The organism is Streptomyces sp. NPDC005141 (assembly GCF_053599975.1).
Map to the genome: position 1 here is coordinate 75,767 of NZ_JBSFYW010000002.1, position 20,813 is coordinate 96,579.

General features: G+C 68.8%; 19 protein-coding genes. 8 read left to right on the plus strand and 11 right to left on the minus strand.

What is annotated here, in order from left to right; genetic code table 11:
• Nucleotides 1-10 precede the first annotated feature (10 nt).
• Genes ACWD68_RS01720 through ACWD68_RS01735 form a run of 4 tightly spaced genes read right to left on the minus strand, consistent with a single transcriptional unit; the run spans nucleotide 11 to nucleotide 6,120 of the window.
• Nucleotides 11-1,738 carry a thiamine pyrophosphate-dependent enzyme gene (locus ACWD68_RS01720; RefSeq protein ID WP_451804470.1) on the minus strand — a complete coding sequence of 576 codons (1,728 nt, stop codon included), beginning with the start codon at nucleotides 1,736-1,738 and terminating at the stop codon, nucleotides 11-13.
• Between the two features lie 47 nt (nucleotides 1,739-1,785).
• On the minus strand, nucleotides 1,786-3,369 hold the full coding sequence (locus ACWD68_RS01725; RefSeq protein ID WP_451804471.1) for an FMN-binding glutamate synthase family protein: 1,584 nt from the start codon (nucleotides 3,367-3,369) through the stop codon (nucleotides 1,786-1,788).
• A 55-nt stretch (nucleotides 3,370-3,424) separates the two neighbouring features.
• Nucleotides 3,425-5,125 (minus strand): alpha-amylase family protein, encoded by a 1,701-nt coding sequence (locus tag ACWD68_RS01730; RefSeq protein WP_451804472.1) that lies wholly within the window; start codon nucleotides 5,123-5,125, stop codon nucleotides 3,425-3,427.
• Nucleotides 5,116-6,120 carry a TIGR03885 family FMN-dependent LLM class oxidoreductase gene (locus ACWD68_RS01735; RefSeq protein ID WP_451804473.1) on the minus strand — a complete coding sequence of 335 codons (1,005 nt, stop codon included), beginning with the start codon at nucleotides 6,118-6,120 and terminating at the stop codon, nucleotides 5,116-5,118. The genes ACWD68_RS01730 and ACWD68_RS01735 overlap by 10 nt, the downstream gene beginning before the upstream one ends.
• Nucleotides 6,121-6,949: 829 nt before the next feature.
• Here ACWD68_RS01735 and ACWD68_RS01740 point away from each other — a divergent pair.
• Entirely contained in the window at nucleotides 6,950-7,330 is a 381-nt protein-coding gene (locus ACWD68_RS01740; RefSeq protein ID WP_451804474.1) for a hypothetical protein, read from the plus strand.
• Between the two features lie 150 nt (nucleotides 7,331-7,480).
• On the opposite strand, the gene ACWD68_RS01745 is transcribed toward ACWD68_RS01740, so the two are convergent.
• Nucleotides 7,481-7,846 carry an STAS domain-containing protein gene (locus tag ACWD68_RS01745; protein ID WP_451804475.1) on the minus strand — a complete coding sequence of 122 codons (366 nt, stop codon included), beginning with the start codon at nucleotides 7,844-7,846 and terminating at the stop codon, nucleotides 7,481-7,483.
• A gap of 809 nt (nucleotides 7,847-8,655) precedes the next feature.
• Between ACWD68_RS01745 and ACWD68_RS01750 the strand changes: the two genes are divergently transcribed.
• Together ACWD68_RS01750 and ACWD68_RS01755 are read left to right on the plus strand one after the other, a co-directional pair.
• A complete protein-coding gene (locus tag ACWD68_RS01750) occupies nucleotides 8,656-9,015 on the plus strand; it encodes an ANTAR domain-containing protein (protein ID WP_451804476.1) in 360 nt (119 codons plus the stop codon).
• On the plus strand, nucleotides 9,012-9,359 hold the full coding sequence (locus ACWD68_RS01755) for a hypothetical protein (RefSeq protein WP_451804477.1): 348 nt from the start codon (nucleotides 9,012-9,014) through the stop codon (nucleotides 9,357-9,359). The genes ACWD68_RS01750 and ACWD68_RS01755 overlap by 4 nt, the downstream gene beginning before the upstream one ends.
• A gap of 395 nt (nucleotides 9,360-9,754) precedes the next feature.
• Here ACWD68_RS01755 and ACWD68_RS01760 read toward each other — a convergent pair whose 3' ends face one another.
• The 3 genes from ACWD68_RS01760 to ACWD68_RS01770 form a co-directional block, all read right to left on the minus strand.
• Nucleotides 9,755-10,012, minus strand: a complete 258-nt coding sequence (locus tag ACWD68_RS01760) for an N-acetyltransferase (RefSeq protein WP_451804478.1) — start codon at nucleotides 10,010-10,012, stop codon at nucleotides 9,755-9,757.
• 402 nt (nucleotides 10,013-10,414) lie between these two features.
• On the minus strand, nucleotides 10,415-11,104 hold the full coding sequence (locus ACWD68_RS01765; RefSeq protein WP_451804479.1) for a GAF and ANTAR domain-containing protein: 690 nt from the start codon (nucleotides 11,102-11,104) through the stop codon (nucleotides 10,415-10,417).
• A 300-nt stretch (nucleotides 11,105-11,404) separates the two neighbouring features.
• On the minus strand, nucleotides 11,405-13,534 hold the full coding sequence (locus ACWD68_RS01770; RefSeq protein WP_451804480.1) for a SpoIIE family protein phosphatase: 2,130 nt from the start codon (nucleotides 13,532-13,534) through the stop codon (nucleotides 11,405-11,407).
• A 387-nt stretch (nucleotides 13,535-13,921) separates the two neighbouring features.
• On the opposite strand from ACWD68_RS01770, the gene ACWD68_RS01775 reads away from it, so the two are divergent.
• Nucleotides 13,922-15,070, plus strand: a complete 1,149-nt coding sequence (locus ACWD68_RS01775; RefSeq protein WP_451804481.1) for an FUSC family protein — start codon at nucleotides 13,922-13,924, stop codon at nucleotides 15,068-15,070.
• 456 nt (nucleotides 15,071-15,526) lie between these two features.
• Here ACWD68_RS01775 and ACWD68_RS01780 read toward each other — a convergent pair whose 3' ends face one another.
• Both ACWD68_RS01780 and ACWD68_RS01785 read right to left on the minus strand, forming a co-directional pair.
• A complete protein-coding gene (locus tag ACWD68_RS01780) occupies nucleotides 15,527-15,859 on the minus strand; it encodes a DUF5133 domain-containing protein (protein ID WP_451804482.1) in 333 nt (110 codons plus the stop codon).
• 131 nt (nucleotides 15,860-15,990) lie between these two features.
• Nucleotides 15,991-16,830 (minus strand): SigB/SigF/SigG family RNA polymerase sigma factor, encoded by an 840-nt coding sequence (locus ACWD68_RS01785; protein WP_451804483.1) that lies wholly within the window; start codon nucleotides 16,828-16,830, stop codon nucleotides 15,991-15,993.
• Between the two features lie 243 nt (nucleotides 16,831-17,073).
• On the opposite strand from ACWD68_RS01785, the gene ACWD68_RS01790 reads away from it, so the two are divergent.
• From ACWD68_RS01790 to ACWD68_RS01800, 3 genes are all read left to right on the plus strand, one after another.
• Nucleotides 17,074-17,283: a hypothetical protein gene (locus tag ACWD68_RS01790; protein WP_451804484.1), complete on the plus strand. Its 210-nt coding sequence runs from the start codon at nucleotides 17,074-17,076 to the stop codon at nucleotides 17,281-17,283.
• A 129-nt stretch (nucleotides 17,284-17,412) separates the two neighbouring features.
• Nucleotides 17,413-18,462: a YihY/virulence factor BrkB family protein gene (locus ACWD68_RS01795; protein ID WP_451804485.1), complete on the plus strand. Its 1,050-nt coding sequence runs from the start codon at nucleotides 17,413-17,415 to the stop codon at nucleotides 18,460-18,462.
• Nucleotides 18,463-18,578: 116 nt separating this feature from the next.
• Nucleotides 18,579-19,160, plus strand: a complete 582-nt coding sequence (locus ACWD68_RS01800) for a DUF2231 domain-containing protein (RefSeq protein WP_451804486.1) — start codon at nucleotides 18,579-18,581, stop codon at nucleotides 19,158-19,160.
• Between the two features lie 135 nt (nucleotides 19,161-19,295).
• Here ACWD68_RS01800 and ACWD68_RS01805 read toward each other — a convergent pair whose 3' ends face one another.
• Complete coding sequence (locus ACWD68_RS01805) at nucleotides 19,296-19,646, minus strand: hypothetical protein (RefSeq protein WP_451804487.1); 351 nt, start codon at nucleotides 19,644-19,646, stop codon at nucleotides 19,296-19,298.
• A 351-nt stretch (nucleotides 19,647-19,997) separates the two neighbouring features.
• On the opposite strand from ACWD68_RS01805, the gene ACWD68_RS01810 reads away from it, so the two are divergent.
• Nucleotides 19,998-20,801, plus strand: a complete 804-nt coding sequence (locus ACWD68_RS01810) for an SDR family NAD(P)-dependent oxidoreductase (RefSeq protein ID WP_451804488.1) — start codon at nucleotides 19,998-20,000, stop codon at nucleotides 20,799-20,801.
• The last annotated feature ends 12 nt before the right edge of the window (nucleotides 20,802-20,813 follow it).

A 20,813-nucleotide genomic window follows, 5' to 3' on the forward strand; every position in this document is an offset into this window, starting at 1 on the left:
GTCCTGGTGGTCAGTCCTCGCGGCTCGGGAGGATCTCCTTGACCTTGGCGATGGCGAAGCCCCACCCCTGGGCCACGGTCGGCTTGCCCGGCACGGCCACCTCCTCGGGGTTGGTCAGCACGTCCAGCAAGACCGGCCCAGGGGTGTCGAAGGCCCGGCGCACGGTGTCGTGGAGATCGGCCGGGGCGGTGACGCGGATGCCGGTGAGGCCGAGCGCGGTGGCGACCGCGGCGAAATCGGGGTTGTCGAGTTCCGTACCGAATTCAGGCAGGCCGGCCTGCTCCTGTTCAAGTTTGACCATTCCCAGGCGGCGGTTGTTGAAGACCACGAGCTTCACCGGCAGCTGGTACGTCTTGATCGTCATGAGGTCGCCGAGCAGCATGCTCAGCCCGCCGTCGCCGCAGAAGGCGACGGTCTGGCGATCGGGCGCCCAGAGCTGCGCCCCAAGGGCCTGGGGCATGGCATTGGCCATCGAGCCGAGGTTGTACGAACCGATCAGGCGCCTGCTGCCGCGCATGGTGACGAAGCGGGAGAGCCAGACGGTGGCCATTCCGGTGTCGGAGGTGAAGACGGCGTCTTCCGCGGCGTACGCGTCCACCGCGGCGGCCAGTGCCTCGGGGCGGATCTCGTGGTCATGGTTGTCCAGAGCGGCCCTGAGCTTTCCGGTCCAGCGGCGCTCGTGACTCGGGTCGGCCAGGCGCTGCTGTCCTTCCTGCCAGTGGGCGAAGCGCTCGCGCGCGTCGTCCAGGTGACCGCGGTCCGGGTTCGCCTTGAGCAGTGGGAGCAGGGCTCGTAGCGTCGCACCGACGTCGCCCGTCAGACCCACGTCCACGGGAACCCGTCGGCCCAAGTGTTCCTCGCGGGTGTCGATCTGGACGACCTTGCATCCCTTGGGGTACCAGTCCCGGTAGGGGAAGTCGGTGCCGAGCATCAGGAGTGCGTCGCCGCTGTCGAGCGCGTGGGAAGCGGCGGGGTTGCCTATCAGACCGGTCTGACCCACCTGGAAGTCGTTGTCCCCCTCGAATCCCTCCTTCGCCTTGAGGGTGAGCACCATCGGGGCGGCGAGTACCTCGGCGGTCCGAAGCACCTCGGCGTGGGCTGTGCGGGCTCCGCGGCCGACGAGCAGGGTGACGCGGTCGGCGGCGTTCAGCAGTTCGGCGGCCTCCGCGAGCGCCGGGTCGTCCGGGCGGGTCACGGGACGGTCGAGGGCGAAGCGGGCCGCCCGGTCGTCGCTCAGTTCCCGGTCACCGAGGTCGCCGGGCACGGTGAGCACCGCCACTCCCCCTCGGCTGACGGCGGTACGTACGGCGGACTCCAGCATCCGGGGCATCTGGTCCGGGGAGGAGACGGTGGCACGGTAGACGGCCACGTCACGGAAGAGCAGGTCGTTGTCGACTTCCTGGAAGTAGTCGCTGCCGACCTCGGCGAGGGGAACCTGACCGCAGATCGCGAGGACGGGGGTACGGCTCTTGGCCGCGTCGTAGAGCCCGTTGAGAAGGTGTACGGAGCCCGGTCCCACCGTCCCCATGCACACCCCCAGGGTTCCCGAGAGCTGCGACTGCGCTCCGGCGGCGAATGCCGCGGCTTCCTCGTGGCGGCAGCCGACCCAGCTCAGGTCGTCAGTGGTGCGGATCGCGTCGGTCAGTGGGTTCAAGGCGTCTCCGACTACTCCGAAGACGTGCTGGACGCCCAGGTCCTTGAGTGCGTCGACGATCACGCGGGCGACGGTTCGTGCCACAGGAATGCCCTTCGGTCCGGGTGCGGCCCTCGAAATGAGCGCCGGGTTCAGTGGGTGAAACGGTCCGGGTCGGCCGCCTCCCAGTCGTGTGCCCAGTCGGCGGGCGCCGATGCGAGCAGCTGCCCCGGTGTGAGCCACTCGTGAAGTTCCGCGTAGGAGCGGACGGTGTGCGGGTTCACCCGTTGGAGCAGCATGTGGGGTCGCAGCCCGCTCGGGTCGTCGACGCCCATCGAGGCCATGATCTGGAGGGCGCTCTTGACCGTTGCCCGCTGGTAGCGACGTACGCGCTGGGACTTGTCGGGAACATCGACGGCGCGAGCGCGCCGTCGGTCCTGGGTCGCGACCCCGACGGGGCAGGTGTTGGTATGGCAGCGCTGGGCCTGGATGCATCCGATCGCGAACATCATGGCGCGGGCGGCGTTGGTGTAGTCGGCTCCCTGGAGCAGGCGTTTGACCAAGTCGCTGCCGGTGGCGACCTTGCCGCCGGCTCCGATGCGGATCCGGTCGCGCAGCCCGACGCCCACGAGGGCATTGTGTACGGCCATCAGGCCTTCACCCAGCGGCAGACCGACGTTGTCGGCGAACTCGAGCGGTGCCGCGCCCGTTCCGCCCTCCGCACCGTCGACGATGATGAAGTCCGGTGCACTGCCCTCCTCCAGCATTGCCTTGCACACGGCCAGGAACTCACGTCGCGAGCCGACGCAGAGCTTGAACCCGACAGGTTTGCCGTCGGCCAGTTCTCGCATCCGGGCCAGGAAGCGCACCAGCTCGCGCGGTGTGGAGTAGACACGGTGGAAGGGCGGCGAGATGACGGTCTTGCCTTGCGGAACGCCGCGGACTCGAGCAATCTCCGCATTCACCTTGGTGCCCGGCAGGACTCCGCCGATTCCGGGCTTGGCTCCTTGGCTGATCTTCAACGACACACACTTGACCTGCTCGTACGCTGCCTTCTCGGCGAACTGCCGCTCGTCGAAGTCCCCGTCGTCCGTGCGACACCCGAAGTATCCGGTGCCTATCTCCCAGACGAGATCCCCGCCAGGGCTCAGGTGGTGCTCCGACAGGCCGCCCTCACCGGTGTCGTGGGCGAAGCCGCCCAGCTGTGCGCCGGTGTTGAGGGCCTTCACGGCATTGGCGGACAGCGAGCCGAAGCTCATCGCCGAGACGTTGAGCAGGGCCATGTCGTAAGGCCGGGTGCACTCCGGTCCGCCGATGCGGACACGCGGCGCCTCGGTGGGCACCGGTCGGGGGGCCATCGACGGGGTGAGGAATTCGGCGCCCGTCCGGTAAAGATCGAGTTCGGTGCCGAACGGCTCCTCGGCATCGGTGCCCTTGGCGCGCTCGTAGACGATGCTGCGGGTGTCACGGTCGAAGGGGCGGCCATCGAAGTTGCGCTCGATGAAGTACTGCTGGAGCTCTGGTCGCAGTGCCTCCAGCGCGAATCGGAGATGCCCGAGCAGCGGGTAGTTCCGCAGGAGGGAATGCCGACGTTGCACGAGGTCGTGGACGGCCACCAGTACGACCAGCAGCAAGGGCAAGGCCGCGGCCCACCACCAGGGCGAAACCAGGACGGCGGCGACCGAGACGCCGATCGCGAGCGAGCCGAGCACGGCTACCAGAAGTATCTTCAGCACATCACGCGTGTGTCCCGAAGCCGGGCCGCCAATCCGTCCGCGGCTCTGCCGGTTTTCAGTCGGAAGCGACCCTTGCGGGGTCGTCAGCCGGGGTACCGACGCGCAACCACCGGTATCCGTAGGCAGGCAGCTCGACGCGGAGCAGGCCGTCGTCGGGCACCGTGAGACCGGCATGTCCTTCGTCGAGCACGTCTGTCAGCCTCCCGCCGGGCCCGGCCTCGGGCAGCCGCAGCCTTGCGGTGACCGGCCGACCCGCGAAGTTGTGCACGGCCAGGACCCTCCCGTCGGTGGTACAGCCGACGTGCGCCAGCACGGCGCGCACCCCCGTCTCCACCAGTCGGTACTCACCCCAGGCCAGCTCGGGATTCTCCCGATAGCGTTCGACGAACAGCCGCATCCGGCTCAGTAGCGAGCCGGGGTCGCGGCTCTGCTCGTACACGTTGACCTTCTGGGGCGCGAACGCGCCGTCCGTCAGCGGGTTGGGGAAGGTGTCCGGCTCGGCGGTGGAGAAACCGGCGCCCTTCTCCGGGGTCCACTGCATGGGCGTGCGTACGGCCTGACGGCCCTCGGCGGTCAGGTTCTCTCCCATGCCGATCTCCTCGCCGTAGAAGAGCACGGGGGTACCCGGCAGCGTGAAGAGCAGGCTGTAGGCGAGTTCGATCCGGCGTCGGTCACCCTCGACCATGGGTGGCAGCCTGCGGCGCAGCCCCCGGTCGTAGAGTTGCATGCCCGTGTCCGGGCCGAAGGACGCGAACACCTCGGCGCGTTCTTCGTCGCTCAGCTTGTCGAGGGTGAGCTCGTCGTGGTTGCGCACGAACGTGGCCCAGTGGGCGTCCCTCGGGGCCTCGGGGCGTTCCCGCAGCGCGGCGGCCAGCGGTCCCGCGTCCTCGCGCGCCATCGACAGGTACATCTGCTGCATCCCGACGAAGTCGAAGCACATGGTGAGCTCGTCACCCCGGTCCGAATCAGGGTCGCCGAAGAACCGGGCGAGGCCGTCGTAGGGCAGATTGACCTCGCCGAGAAGCACCGACTCACCGTTGCGGCGGCCGAGGAAGGCGCGCAGGTCGGCGAGGTACTCGTGCGGGTTCGGCAGCGCCCCGGCATCGTTCTGCCCGTCCGTCTCCAGCAGGAAGGGCACGGCGTCGACCCGGAATCCGGACAGCCCGAGCTGCGTCCAGAAGCCGATGACGCGTGCTATCTCGTCGCGCACCTCGGGGTTGGCGACGTTGAGGTCGGGCTGCTGCTTGTAGAAGCGGTGCAGGTAGTACTGGCCGCTGCCCTGGTCGTATTCCCACAGGCTGTCCTCCGCATCGGGGAAGACCACGCCCTTGGGGCCGTCCTCGGGGGGCGCGTCCTGCCAGACGTACCAATCGCGGTGGACGGAGTCCCGGCCTGAGCGGGCGTCCTGGAACCAGGGGTGTTCCTCGGAGGTGTGGTTGACGACGAGGTCGGCGATCACACGGATGCCTCGGTCCTTGGCGGTGCGGACGAACTCGGTGAAGTCGCCGAGGGTTCCCAGGCGGGGGTCGACTCCGTAGAAGTCCGTGATGTCGTATCCGTCGTCACGTTCCCGTGTCGGATAGAAGGGCATCAGCCACACGCAGGTCACGCCGAGGCGCACCAGATGGTCGATGCGCTGGGTGAGGCCCGCGAAGTCGCCGATCCCGTCGCCGTCGCCGTCCTGGTACGTCTCGACGTCCAGGCAGTACACCACCGCGTTCTTCCACCACAGGTCGGACGTGCGCGTCAGACGCATCGGTACTCCTTCGCCGTGGCGGGCAGCGGGCGGGTGACGTCGAGCTGTGGCAGAACCTCTGCCCCGAACGTGTCGATGAACAGGCCTTGTTCACGGCCCACGTGGTGAAGCATCACCGTGTCGAAACCGAGCGCTGCGTACTCCTGCAGCCAGGCGGTGTGCCGGCCGAGGTCGGACGAGACGTTGACGGTGCGCGCCACCTGCTCGGGTGTGACGTCCTCGCCGACGATGTCGAACAGCTCCACGGAGTCCAGGTCCCAACTGGCCGGGGGCGAGTGCACGTTGGTGCGCCACTGGTCGTGCGCCAGCGCCAGGGCCTCGTCCTCGTCGGGCGCCCAGCTCAGGTGCACCTGGAGGTGCAGGGGTCCGTGGCCGCCCGCGTCGCGGTACGCGTCGGCGATCTCGCGCAGCCGTTCACGCGGTGCGTTGACCGTGATGAGGCCGTCCGCCCACTCGGCGCACCAAGCCGCGGTGGCCGTGCTGCACGCGGCTCCGATGAGCGGCGGCACGGCGGACGGCGTCGTCCACAGCCGGGCCCGGTCCACGGTCACGAGTCCGTCGTGACTGACCTCCTCCCCTCGCAGCAGTGCACGGATGACGTCGACGCATTCCCGCAGCCGCGCGTTGCGCATGTCCTTGCGGGGCCAACGTGCGCCTGTGATGTGCTCGTTGGAGGCCTCGCCACTGCCGAGCGCCACCCAGAACCTGCCCGGGTACATGGACGCGAGGCTGGCCACCGCCTGGGCGATGATCGCGGGGTGGTAGCGCTGGCCCGGCGCGTTCACCACGCCGAACGGCATCTGTTGGGTGGCCTGGAGCGCGGCGCCGAGCCACGACCAGGCGAATCCGGACTCCCCCTGTCGGACGCTCCACGGCGAGAAGTGGTCCGAGCACATGGCGGCAGTGAATCCCGCGCGTTCCGCTTGCACCACGGCGTCGAGCAGATCCGCGGGCGGGATCTGCTCGTGCGAGGCGTGTAATCCATAGACAGTCATGTCGGAGCGAGTACCCCCGCGATCGTCCCCCAGCGGAGACCGGGCCCAAGGTTCCCCCGAAATCCGTCGTACACCGGCGGACTGGCCTCCGGAGAAGGGTGTCGACCTCCTCGGCCGTCGAGCCGACCCCAGGGCCCGGCCCGCCCCTTCTGGCGGGAGGGGACCCGTGTGCTTCGACGAGCCCGACGATGTACAGCCCGAGCACAACGCCGAGGGCAGGGAGATCTCGGTGGTGGGGTAGTCGGCCGCGGGATCGATGCCGGGCAGGAGACCAGACCGGCGAGGGAGGACTTCGGTGTGCACGTCTGGGGCCGACAGGCTCGGGCCGTCCTGGCGTCGGACACCCTGTTCCTGTCGCGGTTTCCCAACGGCTGAAAGGTTGCTGCCATACGATGCCGGCTCCAACCCAGCCCGGTCTGGCCCCTCAGCCGTAGCCGGTCCGAAAAACTCTGGGGACGGCTCGGGCGGCCGAGTCGGCGCGGGCGGGCTCATTCTCCGTCCGGCCCGCCCAGTGTCCCGGTTTGCCGCCGTCGTGGGAAGCGGCGCGGCGCAACGTGCGCCTCGCCGGGATCGCGATCAGCGCCGGGCAGACGTCTGGTACGACAACCGTCGGGACCTGGACCAAGCTGCTCCAGTATTACGCCCCGCCCCCGCGGACCGGCACAACATGGAGGACATACGGCACGCAGGACTGCTATGTCACGTTTTGCACGTACGAGACGGGACACTCGGCCCGTTGTGGCGTCATACAAGCGGCGCTCCGCACATTCGGTGCTCCGCGCGCAGTCCGAGGAGAGCCACACAGTCCATAAGGAGGAGAGGTCCCGCAATGGCGAAGGCAGCGAAGCACCCCCCACAGGGGCCAGAGCCGGGCAAATCCGAGGAAGAACGTCAGATGCCCTGGGGCCCGTCCGTGAACGACGAGTCACAGCAGCCGAACCCCAGCCCCCACCGCTCCTTCCACCCCGACAAATACGCCCCAGAGCCCGACAGGTCCCGCAAGGAACCTACGAAGAAGGAGAAAGAAGCGTCAGGCGTGGGCACGCCGTCAGACAGCCTGACCGCGCGCGCCGAAGACCGGGGAAAGTCCGAAGGCATGCACGACACCGGGCGCCGCGGAGAGTCCCGCCGCCCCAGCGGTGAAAAGGACGCCTCCGCCTACACCGGCGTCAACCCTGACGATTCATCTGCTGGGGATGGAAGCCGCTGAGATTGCGCGCTGTTCTCAGAGGCCGCAGCCGCTACCTTCGCTCCGGCCTCCTCAGCGCATGAGATACGCGGATAGTCGCGCCCCCGTCCTGACGACCGTCGGCAACGACCCGGACGGGGCCCGCGGCGGTGAGCGCTGCCTGCACCCGACTCAGGGAAGGAGAGCCTGAGGAAGCGTGGGGTAGCAGGCGATGATCGTGTCGAGGCCGACGATTTCGACGACCCGCTGCACCGGTGCCGTGAGGGCCGCCATGCGGATCCAGCCGTCGCCCGATGCGGCATCGCGATGCGCGGCGACCAAAACGTTGACGCCGCTGGAGTCCATGAACGTGACCGCACTAAAGTCGAGGACCAGCTGGGCCCGTCCGTTTCCGTCTATCCGCAGGGCCTGGCGAAGGAGATCGACGTTGTCAGTGTCGATCTCGCCGCTCAGGACGAGGACACGGATGCCCGCGGCAGGTGTTTCTGCGACCGACAGGCGGGCAGGCCGCTCGGCGTTGTCGCGAATGTCTGCCATGTGACCTTCAATGACTCTCTGCGGTACATCCCAAGGCGTCACATCCTACGGGGCTGCGTCTCCGTGGCCGTGTCACAGGTTACGTGCCGTGCTGGCGTACACGGACTGGTCACCAACGCCGCAAGTTCGCTCCCGGTCCGGCCCTCCTGCATCTGCGGATCACTGCCCGCCGTCACGACCACGCGACTGTTGAGCAGCTACCCGCCCCGCGCACCTGGTATACGCCATAGACCGCTTGCGCTCCGCGTCGGCCGCGCCGACCCACGCCTTGATCCCGCCTTTGGCACGTGGTTCTCTCGCGGCAAGCCGGACGACGGCCCCGGTGAGCCCCTCCGAGCTGGTGTCTGCCGTGTGGGCACTCCGTGCACAGGTGACCGAGGCGGCCGCATCCGACCCGACTCGGGCCATCGCTTCCAAGTGGTCTCCATCGAGCTGGAGTTCACTGTTGCGCTGACCCGCGACCGGGCTGATCAGCCCGGCGCCGTGGAGGAGCAAGACCGTCATTCGCACCGCCCGTATCGGCTTGAACGAGCGAGCCTTGGCGCCACTGTCGTGAGTCGATGGCGCCCGTCCGAGCAGACCGATCTGGTGGCCGCCCCCTTGGCCCGGCCCCGGCTCCGAGAACAACCCGGGAGAGCAGCAGCCGACGCCACACCTGATCCCGGTGCTGGCTGGTTCCGGTCGTTCCCGCTGGTCCGATGTGGTGATCTAGGTCTCTGAACGCTCCTGTGCAGGGGTGTTTCCGGCACGTTCGGGCAGAGATTGGCAGAACTGGTGAGCAGTCAGGGAGCAACTGTGGAGGCGCGGTAATGGCCCACGCCGATGTACCGGAACCAGGCGCTCAGAATCCGCTGGAGGGATACGTGGAGGAACGCCCGGCAGGACTTGTGGAGGAGTTGCGGGGCGAGAATGCCCAGCTGCACGAAGCGATGCGCTCTCACGCCGTGGTCGACCAGGCCATCGGAGTCGTCCTTGCCATAGGACAGCTGACACCAGAGCAAGGATGGGACGCCCTGCGCGAGATCTCCCAGCGGACGAACATCAAGCTCCGCCACGTGTCCGAACTGATCATCGGCTGGGCCCGCACCGGAAGACTGTGCCCCGACGTTCGCGCGGAACTGGAGCGACAGCTCGCGCAGAACACACGGCCCCCGAAGAGCGACGCATGAGGCGTGCTCGCAGCCTGGAGGCACCGGAAGAGGCCGTCCAGGGAAACGGGTGCATCCCGACCCTCGCCGCGTCCGGCCCCGACGCAGCCTGGCGCGCGGCAGCGCTCCTGCACACCATCGTGCGCCTCGAACCGCTCCCCCACCGCGACAGTCTCTTCGCCGCCTTCCTCACCGGCCAGTACGTGGACCGGTCCGGGGAAGGAATCGACCCTCCGTACGGGACTCTGTCCGATCTGATCGGAAAGGCCCGCGAGACCCGGCTGAGCAACTACGACATCGCCGGCGCCCAAGTGGCCTCACGTGACCCGGCCGACACTGACGGACACGAGGTGACAGGACGGTGACCAGGAGCACGGCCCGGGGGCAGCGACCGCCGCGTGAAACGGCCGGCCGTCGCGCGGTTGGTGTGCCTGCAGGGGCCGCCTCGGGCAGCGCTGGCACCCACATGGTTCGGGCGCACAGTGAACCCGTCCTGCTCCCGGCGCTGTGCACCGGCCCATGGCGGCCACCCGCCCGGCACTCGCGCCTCGCAACGTTCTGCCGGCGAGCACCGCTTGCCCCTGAGCCGGAGTGAGCCCAGCGGAAATGGAGCTGGGGCGGTCCCCCTCCCGGGCGGCTGCTGGAGCATGGCGAGCCTCATGATGCTGCCATCGAAGCCCCGACCTCCATCGATGACCGTCCGGCTCTCCCTTGCGCCGGCCCTGCCTCCGAATTTCTCTGCGGGCCGCCTGCCACCCCCTCAACTACCGGCAGGGGCAGCAGCACTGGGCCGACGGTGGCGACAACTCCCGTCCACCGTCGCCTTGGAGATGCGCATCCGACGCAGCACATTGCGAGTGAGTCTGGCGTCGAGGGTGGAGCGCCAGGTGACATCGGGGTACCGGGAACGCAGATGCCACAGCGCCCTCGTACCCAGCCCGCAGTCGCGGAACGGTTCGTCCAGGACGACGGCGGTGATGACGCCCTCGGCACACTCGTCGCACGCTCGGTAGGTCACCCGGCCGACCACCCTACGGATGTAGACCAGGAGGAGACACTCCTCACTCGCACTCTCGGGAGAGGAAGACGGCAGTAGCTCGACGTCGCGGTAGGCGAGCAGCCTGCGATGCCACCGGCCCCGGCGCCGTCCCGCGCGACGGTGCCTTCCTTCGGCCGCCATGAGTGAGGCTGCGGCCCAAAGCCCGGTTCGAGCAGGGGTGTTACTCCTGGCATACATCTGATTTGCCTGCATAGCCACCTCGAGTGCCCCCTCACGCTGGACACAGTCACTCCGCCAGGAAAGCATCACTGCGCGCGCACGACACTCGTAGGGCGCACCGCCGCGAGGCGGCCGATTTCCTGGCGTACCAGCGGCGGGTGACGCAGCTTGAGTTGCCTGCGGGGGTACTGACCCAGGCGGTCAGGAGAGGTCACCGTTCTCGCACACCCGTCGGGCGACCTCGCGCAGCTTGACGTTGTGCTCCTGCGAGTAGCGGCGCAGCACGCCGAAGGCCTGCTCTTCGGTGAGGTGGTGGGCCCCCATGAGGATGCCCATGGCCTCGCCGATCTGGTGGCGGGTGGCGACCGCCTGTTCCATCTGCGCATGTGCGCGGGCGCTGGACAGGGCGACCGCCGCGTGCGAGGCAAGCAGCACGCTGGACGCCTCACTGACCTCCGTGAACGCGCCGGGCCGAGGCGAGTAGAAGTTCAGCGCGCCGAAATCCTCGTCGTCGGTGAACAGCAGGAATCCCATCATGCTGCCCACTCCCAGTTTCTGCGCCTGGGGCACGAAGTCGGGCCATCGCGACTCCTGCAGCGTGAAGTCGGGAATGCGGAAGACTCGTTCTTTCACCGAATTGCGGGCGGCGTCGAAGCACGGGCCCTGTCCCAGACGCTGCTGAAGCTGATCGAGCTGCACGACGAGCTGATCGGTCGGCGCAAGTGTCTGGACCTCCTGGCCGCGCACGAGGAGAATCCCGGCAGCGTCACAGCCTGCCACCAGCTCGGTGGCCGAGCTGGTGATCCGCTCCAGCGTCGCGTCCACCGACTCCTGCGCCAGTAGGTCGTGTGCCATGGCTGCCATCTGCTGCGCGAACTGGCGCCAGTCCATGTCCTCTCCCGCCCTTCCCGTCCGGTTGGGAGACAGTTACCCGCTTTCGAAGCGGCAACCGCTCGCCAGGATCAGGGACAGACCGCCCAGGGGTGCTCTCCGCGCCACCCGGTGTGTCCGCAGACGCTCACCCAGCGTTTCGCGACGGCGCCGTTGGCGGTCGCTGACTGGCGCGCAGGAATAATCGGCGGCCCGCTGGGGCACGATCTCGGCTCTTCCCGGCCCCGCACCCTTGGGGAGGCGGACCACTCCCTGTGAGGTTCCCTCCCCGACTCGCTGGCTGATGGCGGACGTTCCTCCTCACGGGAGCGGTGGGCCGGTGCGCAGGAGGAGCATGGCGATGTCGTCGGTGTAGTGGGCTGTGGGCCGGGCGTGGTGCAGGAGGGCATCGATGAGGTGGTCGAGATTGTCTCCGCTGTGCTGGGCAAGGTGGTGGGCAAGGCCGTTGGCGGCCTGATCGGGGTCGGTGTCGGGCGCTTCGGTCAGACCGTCGGTGTAGAAGGCGAGGGTCGTTCCTGGGGAGAGGGGCAGGACAGTGAGGGGATAGGACAGATCGGGGTCGATGCCGAGCAGGGGCCCGGGGTCGATTTTCATGACGCTGGGCGGCAGGCCGGGATGGTGCAGGAGCGGCGGTGGGTGGCCCGCGCTGGCCAGGACGGCTTCCTGGCGGGTGAGGTCGATGTGCGCGTACAGGCAGGAGACGAGGAGCTCGGTCTCCAGGTCGGCGAGGACTCGGTTGGTGCGGGCCAGGACCTGGTCGGACGGGGCGCCGGCGGCGGCGTGGATGGCGGTGCGGACCTGGCCCATCAGGGCGGCGGCCGCCACGTTGTGGCCTTGGACGTCGCCGATGACGGCCGCGGCGGTGGTGTCGTCGATGCGGATGACGTCGTAGAAGTCACCTCCGATGTCCATGCCGCGGCTGGCGGGCAGGTAGCGTGCGGCGGTCTCGAGGCCCGGCAGGACCGGCAGGCTGCGCGGCAGGAGGGCCTGTTGCAGGCCATGGGCGAGGTCGCGGGTTGCGTCGTAGAGCCAGGCACGGTCCAGGGCCTGGGCTATCAGTCCGGCCAGGGAAGTCAGCACGGCGCGCTCGTCCGCGCTGAAAGTGCGGGGCTGGTTGTAGGAGAGGATGCAGCAGCCGACAGGGCGGCCGGAGATGACCAGCGGCAGGAAGGCCCAGGCCTGTTTGCCGCTGACCTGCGGTGCCCTGGGGTGGTGGCGTGCCATCTCCTCGGGGCTGGCGAAGAAGGAAGGAGTGCCGTGGGCGAGTACCTGTCCGGCGGGTGTGAGGTCGGTGTCCAGGGGCAGGCCGTCGAGTCGGTCGATCGTCCGCTGGTCGTAGCCGTGGTGCCCGGTGATCTTCAGGCGGCCGGCGTCGGCGGCGGACAGGACGAGGCCGTCGGCGCCGAAGGCGGGCAGCACTTGGTCGGCGATGAGTTCGACGACGTCGCGCACGGCGACCGTCTCGGTCAAAGCGGCTGCCAGGTGCACCAGCTGGTACAGCCGTCCGGCCTGTGCGGTGCCCGTCGGGGAGGTACCGGCGGACTGCGATTCCCTGGTGGGCGGGGGCCGGCCGTGCTCGGGTGCCGTGTCAGGGGTGATGCGGACGCTGATGCCGCTGGCGTCGGGGTAGAGCTGGAAGTTCAGCCAGGTGTCCGGGGGACGCAGAGCGGTGAAGGCGACCGGGTCACGACTGATGATGGTGGTGCGGTAGTGCTCCTCGACGACTGCGTGATCGAGCCAGGGCAGGGACTGCCAGGGCCGGGTGCCCAGCAGCCGGCCGACATCGACGCCGAGCAACGATGCCGTTGATCCGGACAGATAGGTGATGCGGCCCTGCAGGTCCAGGGCGAGGGCTCCCTCGGGCAACCGCTCGATGTAGTCCGCAGCGGCCTGCGGCGACAGTCCGGGCGACCGGGCGACAGCGTCGGCCGGGATGAGGCGAGGCTGCTCGGGCACGGCAGGCGGTACGGCGGCGCCCTCCAGGACGCGGGCGACACGCCGGGCAGCGAAGTCGATGTGGCCCCGTTCCCGGCGGGTGGCATCGACTGGGTGGCTGGAGGGCCACAGCAGCAGCAGCGCGCCCCAGCACCGGTCCCTGCCATGTAGCGGGGCCGCTGCGAGCGCGAACCGGTAGGGCAGGCTCGCTGCGGCGCGCGGGTAGGTGCGGGCCATGTCGTCCTGGGACCCCACCCACACCAGACGGTCCTCGCGGATCGCGTCGGCTACCGGCACGGGTCCGCTCAGCGGCACTCGCCGCCACGGCCACAGCATCTCCACCGGCACGCCGCACAACACCCCGAGCCCCAACACCCGTGCGGCCTCGTCCAACAGGTAGATCCCGCCTCCGGAGGCCCCGGTGCGGCGCACGGTATCCGTCAGCGCCTCGTCCAACAGCCCGAGGGGATCGGGCTCCTCAGCGTGGCCGGACAACGCACATCCCCGTCCACGCGAACGAGCAGCCCACGGGGGCGGCCACCCCCGTCATGGGATCGGCACGAAAGCGAGCGTGGCGCCGACGCCGACTACGGCTGCTCGTGACAGTGCGGGGCAGGACGGCGAGGGAAGCCCCTTGCCGCACATAACGCCCGTCCCTCATATTCCGACAATACGCCCCCAGGAGCGGACAACCAGGCACAGCGCCTGGTCGTGGAAGCCCGCACAGCCCTGCATACCTCGGCCGCAGGGTGGCACCTGCACTGCCATGCGGGACGACACACGCGAGAAGGCACGGTCGATCAGGCGGCGCGCGGCGGGCTCGGATACCCGCGGACCCCGCCTTCGGCGGTTGGGAATCGGATTCTGTCGAGAGGACACGGCATGAGGATGCGACGCAGACTCGGCTGGGAAGCGGAGGCGACCACTGCCGCACTGCGCCGGGCGTTCACCTCGACGGGCCGGGAGCGCGACGCATGCGTACAAGCGCTCAAGGCCGCTGGGGCGGCCGTCGCGGCCTGGGCCGTGGTCGGCTGGTGGTGGCAAGCGCCGATGGCTCTCATGGCGCCCTGGACAGCCGTGGCCCTGGTGCAGGGAACCGTCTATCGCTCCGTACGCACCGGGGTACAGCAGCTTGCGCTCATCACGGCGGGAACGCTCTTCGCGGCGGGCGCGGCAACGATCACGGACAGCGTCACGTTGGCGATGGCCCTCGCGCTGCCGCCTGCCGCGCTGCTCGGCGTGTACAACCGTTTCGGCGACCAAGGGGTCTACGCCCCAGCCACGGTGATCTTCGTCCTCGCGTACGGGACACTCTCGGGAGACGACATCGCTCACCGCCTCGCGGAAGCGACGGTCGGGGCCACCATCGGCATCGCAGTCAACGCGCTGCTCCTGCCACCGGTGCATCTGCGCGGCCTGGAGGAGTCGCTTGCGGCGATGGCCCGGGAGAGCACATCTCTGCTTCGGATGATGGCGGACAATGTGGCCGCGGGTTACGGCGAGGAGGACGCGACACGGTGGCGAGGCCGCATCGGTCATCTCACCAAGTCCCTGGAAGGGCTGCGCAACGCTCGGATCTGGAGTCGGGAGAGCTACCGCCTCAACCCCGGTCACCGCATGCGCCGCAGGGCCGGACGGCCTCCGTCGATCGACCACGACATGTACTGGGAACGCTTCGTGGAACGGGTGTCCGCCCTGGTGGACAATCTCGCCGCGGCAGCCGGCGAGGACAGTGGCCTCGCCCAGCCTCCCCCCGACCGGCTGGCACGGCTGGCACGGCTGCTGGACGCCGGTGCCGACGTCTGCGAGTGGGACCGCACGCGTTGGGGACTGCGCAGCGGCGGGGTGGACCGCACTGAGCGGGACGCCGCCCTGGCCAGGGCCAGGCAGGCCCTGACGGGTCTCAAGTCAGGGCTGACAGAACAGGACCCGGAAACACTCGTGACAGTGGGGGCACTGGGCGCCTCGGGCCAGCAGCTTCTGCACCTGCTCCGCAACGAGGCGGGCATGTCCGCGGACGTGCACCGGTGACTGGCGGGATGTTCGCTCTTCGAAGGACGCAGGAGGTGGGTCGGGTCGCTCTCTCCGAGTGCGGCGTGCATGGCCGCGCCTCGGTCAAGCTGCGCGAAGGCCTGCTCACCAGCGACTGGCCGGACGCACGCAATCGGCGGCGCTCCCCGACCCCCGCAGGGTGGCGGAGTGCCGCCGAGCCGCCCGTCGCGGATCCTGCCGTTCCTCACCGCCTCGCGTATGGGTCAGCGGCTGGTACTGGAACCGGCGTCGGGCTGGCGTTGCGCGCCCGCGGGCCAGAGGTCAGTCCGCAGGGACCAGGCTTCCGGACCGCCGCCGTGCCACTCGATGACCGGTAGTTCGGCGACATCGACCTCGTCCAAGCCTCCCCATCCGGCGCACCTGAGTAGCTCAGTCAGAGCGCGCAGACTGACCGCCGTGCCCGCAAATTTTCCGTCCACCCAGACTTGACGGCCTTCACGCTTCGTGGGCGGGTAAACGATCACAGAACGCTCGCTCATCTCCCGACGCCTCACTCTCTACTGCCTCTACTGTCCCAGACCGGGCGGCCCACTCGCCCGAAGCCGGTGGACCGGAGGGCGGAGGGACGGTTCCGGCCTCAGCCAGGTAGGACCGGGCGGATTCGAGGGCGTCAGTGATCTCCCGCGTGCCGGTGGACACGCACAGGGTGTAGGCAATGTCCCGAAGGCGGGGGCTCGCGACGGTCGCTCCGGTGAGCGTTTCCGCGGCGAGGAGCGTCTCGTACTCCTCGACGAGCCGGTCCAGGGTGCCGGGGAGGGGCATCAGCATCGGTGCGGCTCCTTGGGTCTGAGGCCCTCTGGCCTCGAAGCAACCTGTCACGAGCGGATGTACAGACCATGGAAGCCTGCGCGGGAGGTCTTCGGTCAAGCCCTCGTCACTCTGCGGCCGGGCGCGCCGATTCACCGTCCCAGCACCTCTTCGCGGACCCGGGCACAGCTGCGGCTGATGAGCCGGGACACGTGCATTTGGGAGATGCCGAACTGATCGGCGATGCGGCTTTGCGTCATGTCCTGGAAGAAGCGCATGTAGAGGACGGTGCGCTCCCTTTCTGGCAGGCGGCGCAGCGCTTTCTTGGCCGCCTCACGGTCGACGACTACGTCGAATGAGGGATCGGTCGTACCGAGGGTCTCGGCAAGGCTGTATCCGTCGTCGCCGGCGGTCACAGCGGCGTCCAGCGAGAGGGTGCTGTAACTCTCCAGCGCCTCCAGGCCCGCGACGACTTCCTCTTCGGTGAGGCCGGTGTGCGCGGCGACTTCGGCGGGGGTTGGCTCACGAGCTCCGGGGCGCTCGGCGATCTCACGGCGGGCCACCCTCACACGGTTACGCAGTTCCTGCACCCGCCTGGGCACCCGCAGCGCCCACGTCCGGTCTCGGAAGTGGCGCTTCACCTCGCCCGTGATGGTCGGAATGGCGTAGCTCTCGAATGCCCCGAGGTTCGGATCGAAGCGGTCTATGGCCTTGACGAGGCCGAGTGCGGCGACCTGGCGCAGATCATCCATGGCTTCGCCGCGATCATGGAACCGGCCGGCGATGCGGTGCGCCATGGGCAGCCATGCGCTCACCAGCTCGTCGCGCACGGCGTCCCTCTCCGGTCCCTCATCCAGCGCCGCCAGTCGCCCGAAGAGTGCGGTGGCTTCCGTGGAATCGTCATGAACGCGGTGCGAGGCGATGGATTCGGAGGAACGTGACGCGCAAGCGCCGTGGGCAGGAGGCCGGCCCGGGGTGGTTTCGGTAAGCACGCTGTATCGCTCCTGAACGGCGAGTTCAGGGCGAGGCCGGATCAGACTCCGGGCCGCCCGAACGATGTAAGTCAGGGAACGCCACGTGAAGAGCCGCTCGGGCCGTCGAAGGAGGCCGCAGCCGCAGGCGGTCATCCCCGCGTGGCATGCGCCTCCGGTCCGAAGCACTGATCCCCGAGTGCCCGTCCGCCTCAACCTCAAACGACGCGCCTGTGCTGCGGCGAACCGGCAGGGTCGGTGTCCGTGCTCACCTCGGGAGTCCTGATCCTTCTGGGCAGACTCGTCACCGCTTTCATGCCGACGGGCACCAGCTCGTACAAGTGCCGTGAGACCGGCGGGCGTGCGATGCTCGCCGGCCTGCGGGACGCCGGCCATCTGATACCCCTCGACGCTTTGCCGGACAGAACCGCCGAGCACGCCCAGGCCGGGGACTTCGCGGAGGTGCTCATCTAAGTGGCGGACACGTACGGCAGCCAGGGCCTGACCGGTCCGGCGGCGGGCAAGGAAGCAGCCCCGGGAGCCCGTACAGCGCCTGACCCGCGCGTCGCTGGTCAATGTCATGAGACGGGGTACTCGGCGGGCATGGCGAAATTCAATCTTTCAGGACAAAAAGGTCAGAGCGGCACTCACGACCAGCCGGATCCCGAGGAGGTCGGACCGGGACCCGAGGTGGAGGAGCGGGCGCCTGATACACCGACGCAGTTGCCCAGGCGGGCCTGGGGGAAGGTCTTCGCCGGAAGTCTGCGGGAGTTCAGGAAGGACGAGCTGACCGACCGGGCGGCGGCATTGACGTACTACGGAGTCTTGGCCTTGTTCCCGGCGTTGCTGGTCCTGGTTTCACTGCTGGGCATCACCGGCAAGTCGACCACGGACAAGGTCCTGGACAATCTCCAGCAGCTCACACCCGGCTCGGCCCGCGACATCCTTACCCAGGCGGTGGAGCAGCTCCAGGGCAATGCGGGGATCGGTTCCGTGGTGGCCATCGTCGGTCTGGTGGTGGCCGTGTGGTCGGCGTCCGGCTATGTCGCGGCGTTCATGCGCGCCGCGAACGCCGTCTACGACATGCCCGAGGGCCGCCCGGTGTGGAAGATCCTGCCGGTGCGCGTCGGCGTGACGGTCGTCCTGATGGTGCTGGCGGTGGTCAGCGCACTGATCGTGGTGTTCACCGGTGGCGTGGCCCGCCAGGCCGGCACCGCGCTCGGAATCGGGGACACCGCGCTGACGGTGTGGTCGTTCGCCAAGTGGCCCGTGCTGGTCGTCCTGGTGACCATCATGATCGCGATCCTGTACTGGGCGTGTCCGAACGCGAAGGTGAAGGGCTTCAAGTGGATCACTCCAGGCAGCTTCCTGGCCCTGCTGATCTGGTTGATCGCCTCCGCCGGATTCGCGTTCTACGTGGCCAACTTCGCCTCGTACAACAAGACCTACGGCACGATGGCCGGCGTCGTCGTCTTCCTCGTGTGGCTGTGGATCAGCAACCTGGCCATCCTCCTGGGCCTGGAGTTCGACGCGGAGGCGATGCGCCAACGGGCGATCGCCGGCGGCCTGCCGCCACAGTCCGAGCCCTACACCCAGCCGCGCGACACTCGAAAATGGGACGAGGAGGACCGGCGTCGGCTGGACACGGCATGACCGACGCGGCGCTCCCGCCCATCGATGGCCCAGACGCCTCACGCCTGGGGCGTACCCGTCCGGGTGCACTCCTGGCCACGGTGAGAGAGCGCCGCGATGCCGGGTAGTCGTTGGACATGAACGCACACGCTTCGGACAGCTCATCCACGACCAGGAAGGCGTCGGCGCTGGACGCTGCGTCGACGCGGTGGTTGGCCGGTTTGGGCCGCATCGAGCGGTCGGTGACGGCGGACCCCGCGATCCGGATTCTTCAGCGGGGAATCCGTTCACTTCCGCTGGGCCGGGCCCGTGATCTGCTGCGCGGCAGGCCTCTGGGCCATCCTGTGCACCCCGTTCTGGTTCAGGTTCCGATCGGCTGCTGGCTGTCGGCCGCTGTCGTGGACGCCGTGCCCGCCGGGCAGCGTGCGGCTACAACCCTGACAGCCGTAGGCCTGGCCGGGGTGGCCCCGGCAGCGATCAGCGGATGGGTCGACTGGGCGGACCTGCCGCCCGAGCAGGCGCGGGTCGGACTGGCCCACGCCGTCGCCAACGTGGCTGCCGTCGCGTTCTTCACCGCCTCCCTCACGGCACGGCTCCGCCACCGGTCGGCGAAGGCCAGGCTGTGGTCGTTGGGCGGGCTGGCGGTGGTCGGCGTCAGCGGTGCGCTGGGCGGGCACGTGGCCTACCGGCAGGCCGTCGGAGCCCATCCGGCGGCCTGAGCCGGGGGACGAAATCGGCACGCCGGACCCTCAATAATCGGAACTCCGTGAGCCCCACCGGGCAGGCGGCCGGGACACCGCAGGAGCGAGTCGCGCAGGGCGGGGAGTTCCTACGGTCCCCTCGCCTTTGGGCGGTCAGGCTGTGACGGTGTACGCGGTGGACACGGCGACATCTATCCGGGAGTGGACAACCAGCCGGGAACCGCCCGCGACGGCAGCGGCCTCGAACAGCCTCCGCGCGAGCGCGCTGTGGGTGGCCACCGATGTGAGCACATCGAGGTGGCGGCACTCGTGGTACGCGTCCACAAGGGCACTCACCACAGCACGAGTGGCCGCGGCCTCGCCGAGAACCACCACAACCGGTGCCGGCTGGTGGGCATGGACCAGGTCCCGGACCTGCGCGGCAAGTTCGTTCCGGTTGCCCGCGCCGGGGTCCTCGTGGACCGTGATGACCAGGACTCCGTGGTCGAGGCTGCGGGACAACATGGGGCCTCCTCTACGGGACCTTTGCCGCGAAACGACGTTCTCATCTGCACACCGAGTGCCCTCATGTCCGCCCTCCATGCGGAAACGCGTACTCGAGCCACGGGCGAGCGCCCAGTGGAAGACAGCCCTCGTTTCGAGGCCGTGAGGCCGCCGGTGCGTGACCGCCCAGAGTTCCTCGTCCTTGTCGCTGCTCGCCCTGCGCGGAGCGCGGGACGAGACCGAGGAGGAACGCGATGCCCAGGAGACGCAAGTTCCCTCATGAACTGGGGCACGATCCCGAGAAGTGACAGCGAACGGAAGAAGTAGTTCCGGTCGCCTGCATGACCTGAGCATCTGGGGTACTCGCCGGATATGACCCCTATCAGACCTTTGGCCATCGTCACCGGCGCCTCCAGCGGTATCGGCTTCGAACTGGCCCGTCAGCTCGCCGGACGGGGCTTCGACTTGATCATCAATGCCGAGGACCACGACCGGCTCCACGAAGCGGCGGCACGGATTCGGGCGGAGGGCGCCCAGGTGGAAGCCGTCACGGCCGACCTGCGGCGTTTCGAGGAGGCCGAGCGGTTCTACAACGCCACCAGGATCACGAGTCGTCCGGTCGCCGTGGCGGCCCTCAACGCTGGTGTCGGTCGCGGAGGGGCCTTCCTCGAGACGGACCTCGTGGACGAGCTGGAGATCATCGACCTGAACGTTCGTACGACCGTGCATCTCGCCAAGCGGTTCCTGCGCGACATGGCCTGCGAGGACGAGGGAAAGGTCCTGGTGACCTCCTCGGTCGCGTCGACGATGCCCGGCTCGTTCCAGGCGGTCTACAACGCGTCCAAGTCGTTCCTGCAGTCCTTCACCCAGGCGTTGCAGGACGAACTCAGGGGAACCGGCGTCTCCGTCACCGCGCTGATGCCCGGGCCGACCGAGACCGACTTCTTCCGCCGCGCCGACATGGACGACACCCAGGTCGGTCAGCAGCAGAAGGACGATCCGGCGCGGGTGGCCGAGCAGGGCCTGGACGCCCTCTTCGCCGGCAAGGACAAGATCGTCGCTGGTTCGGCGAAGACCAAGGCGCAGGAACTGGTCAGCAAGGTGCTGCCCGACAAGGCGAAGGCGGAGGCCCACCGGAAGATGGCGGCACCTGGATCGGGCAGGAACTTCCACTGACGAAGGAGGACG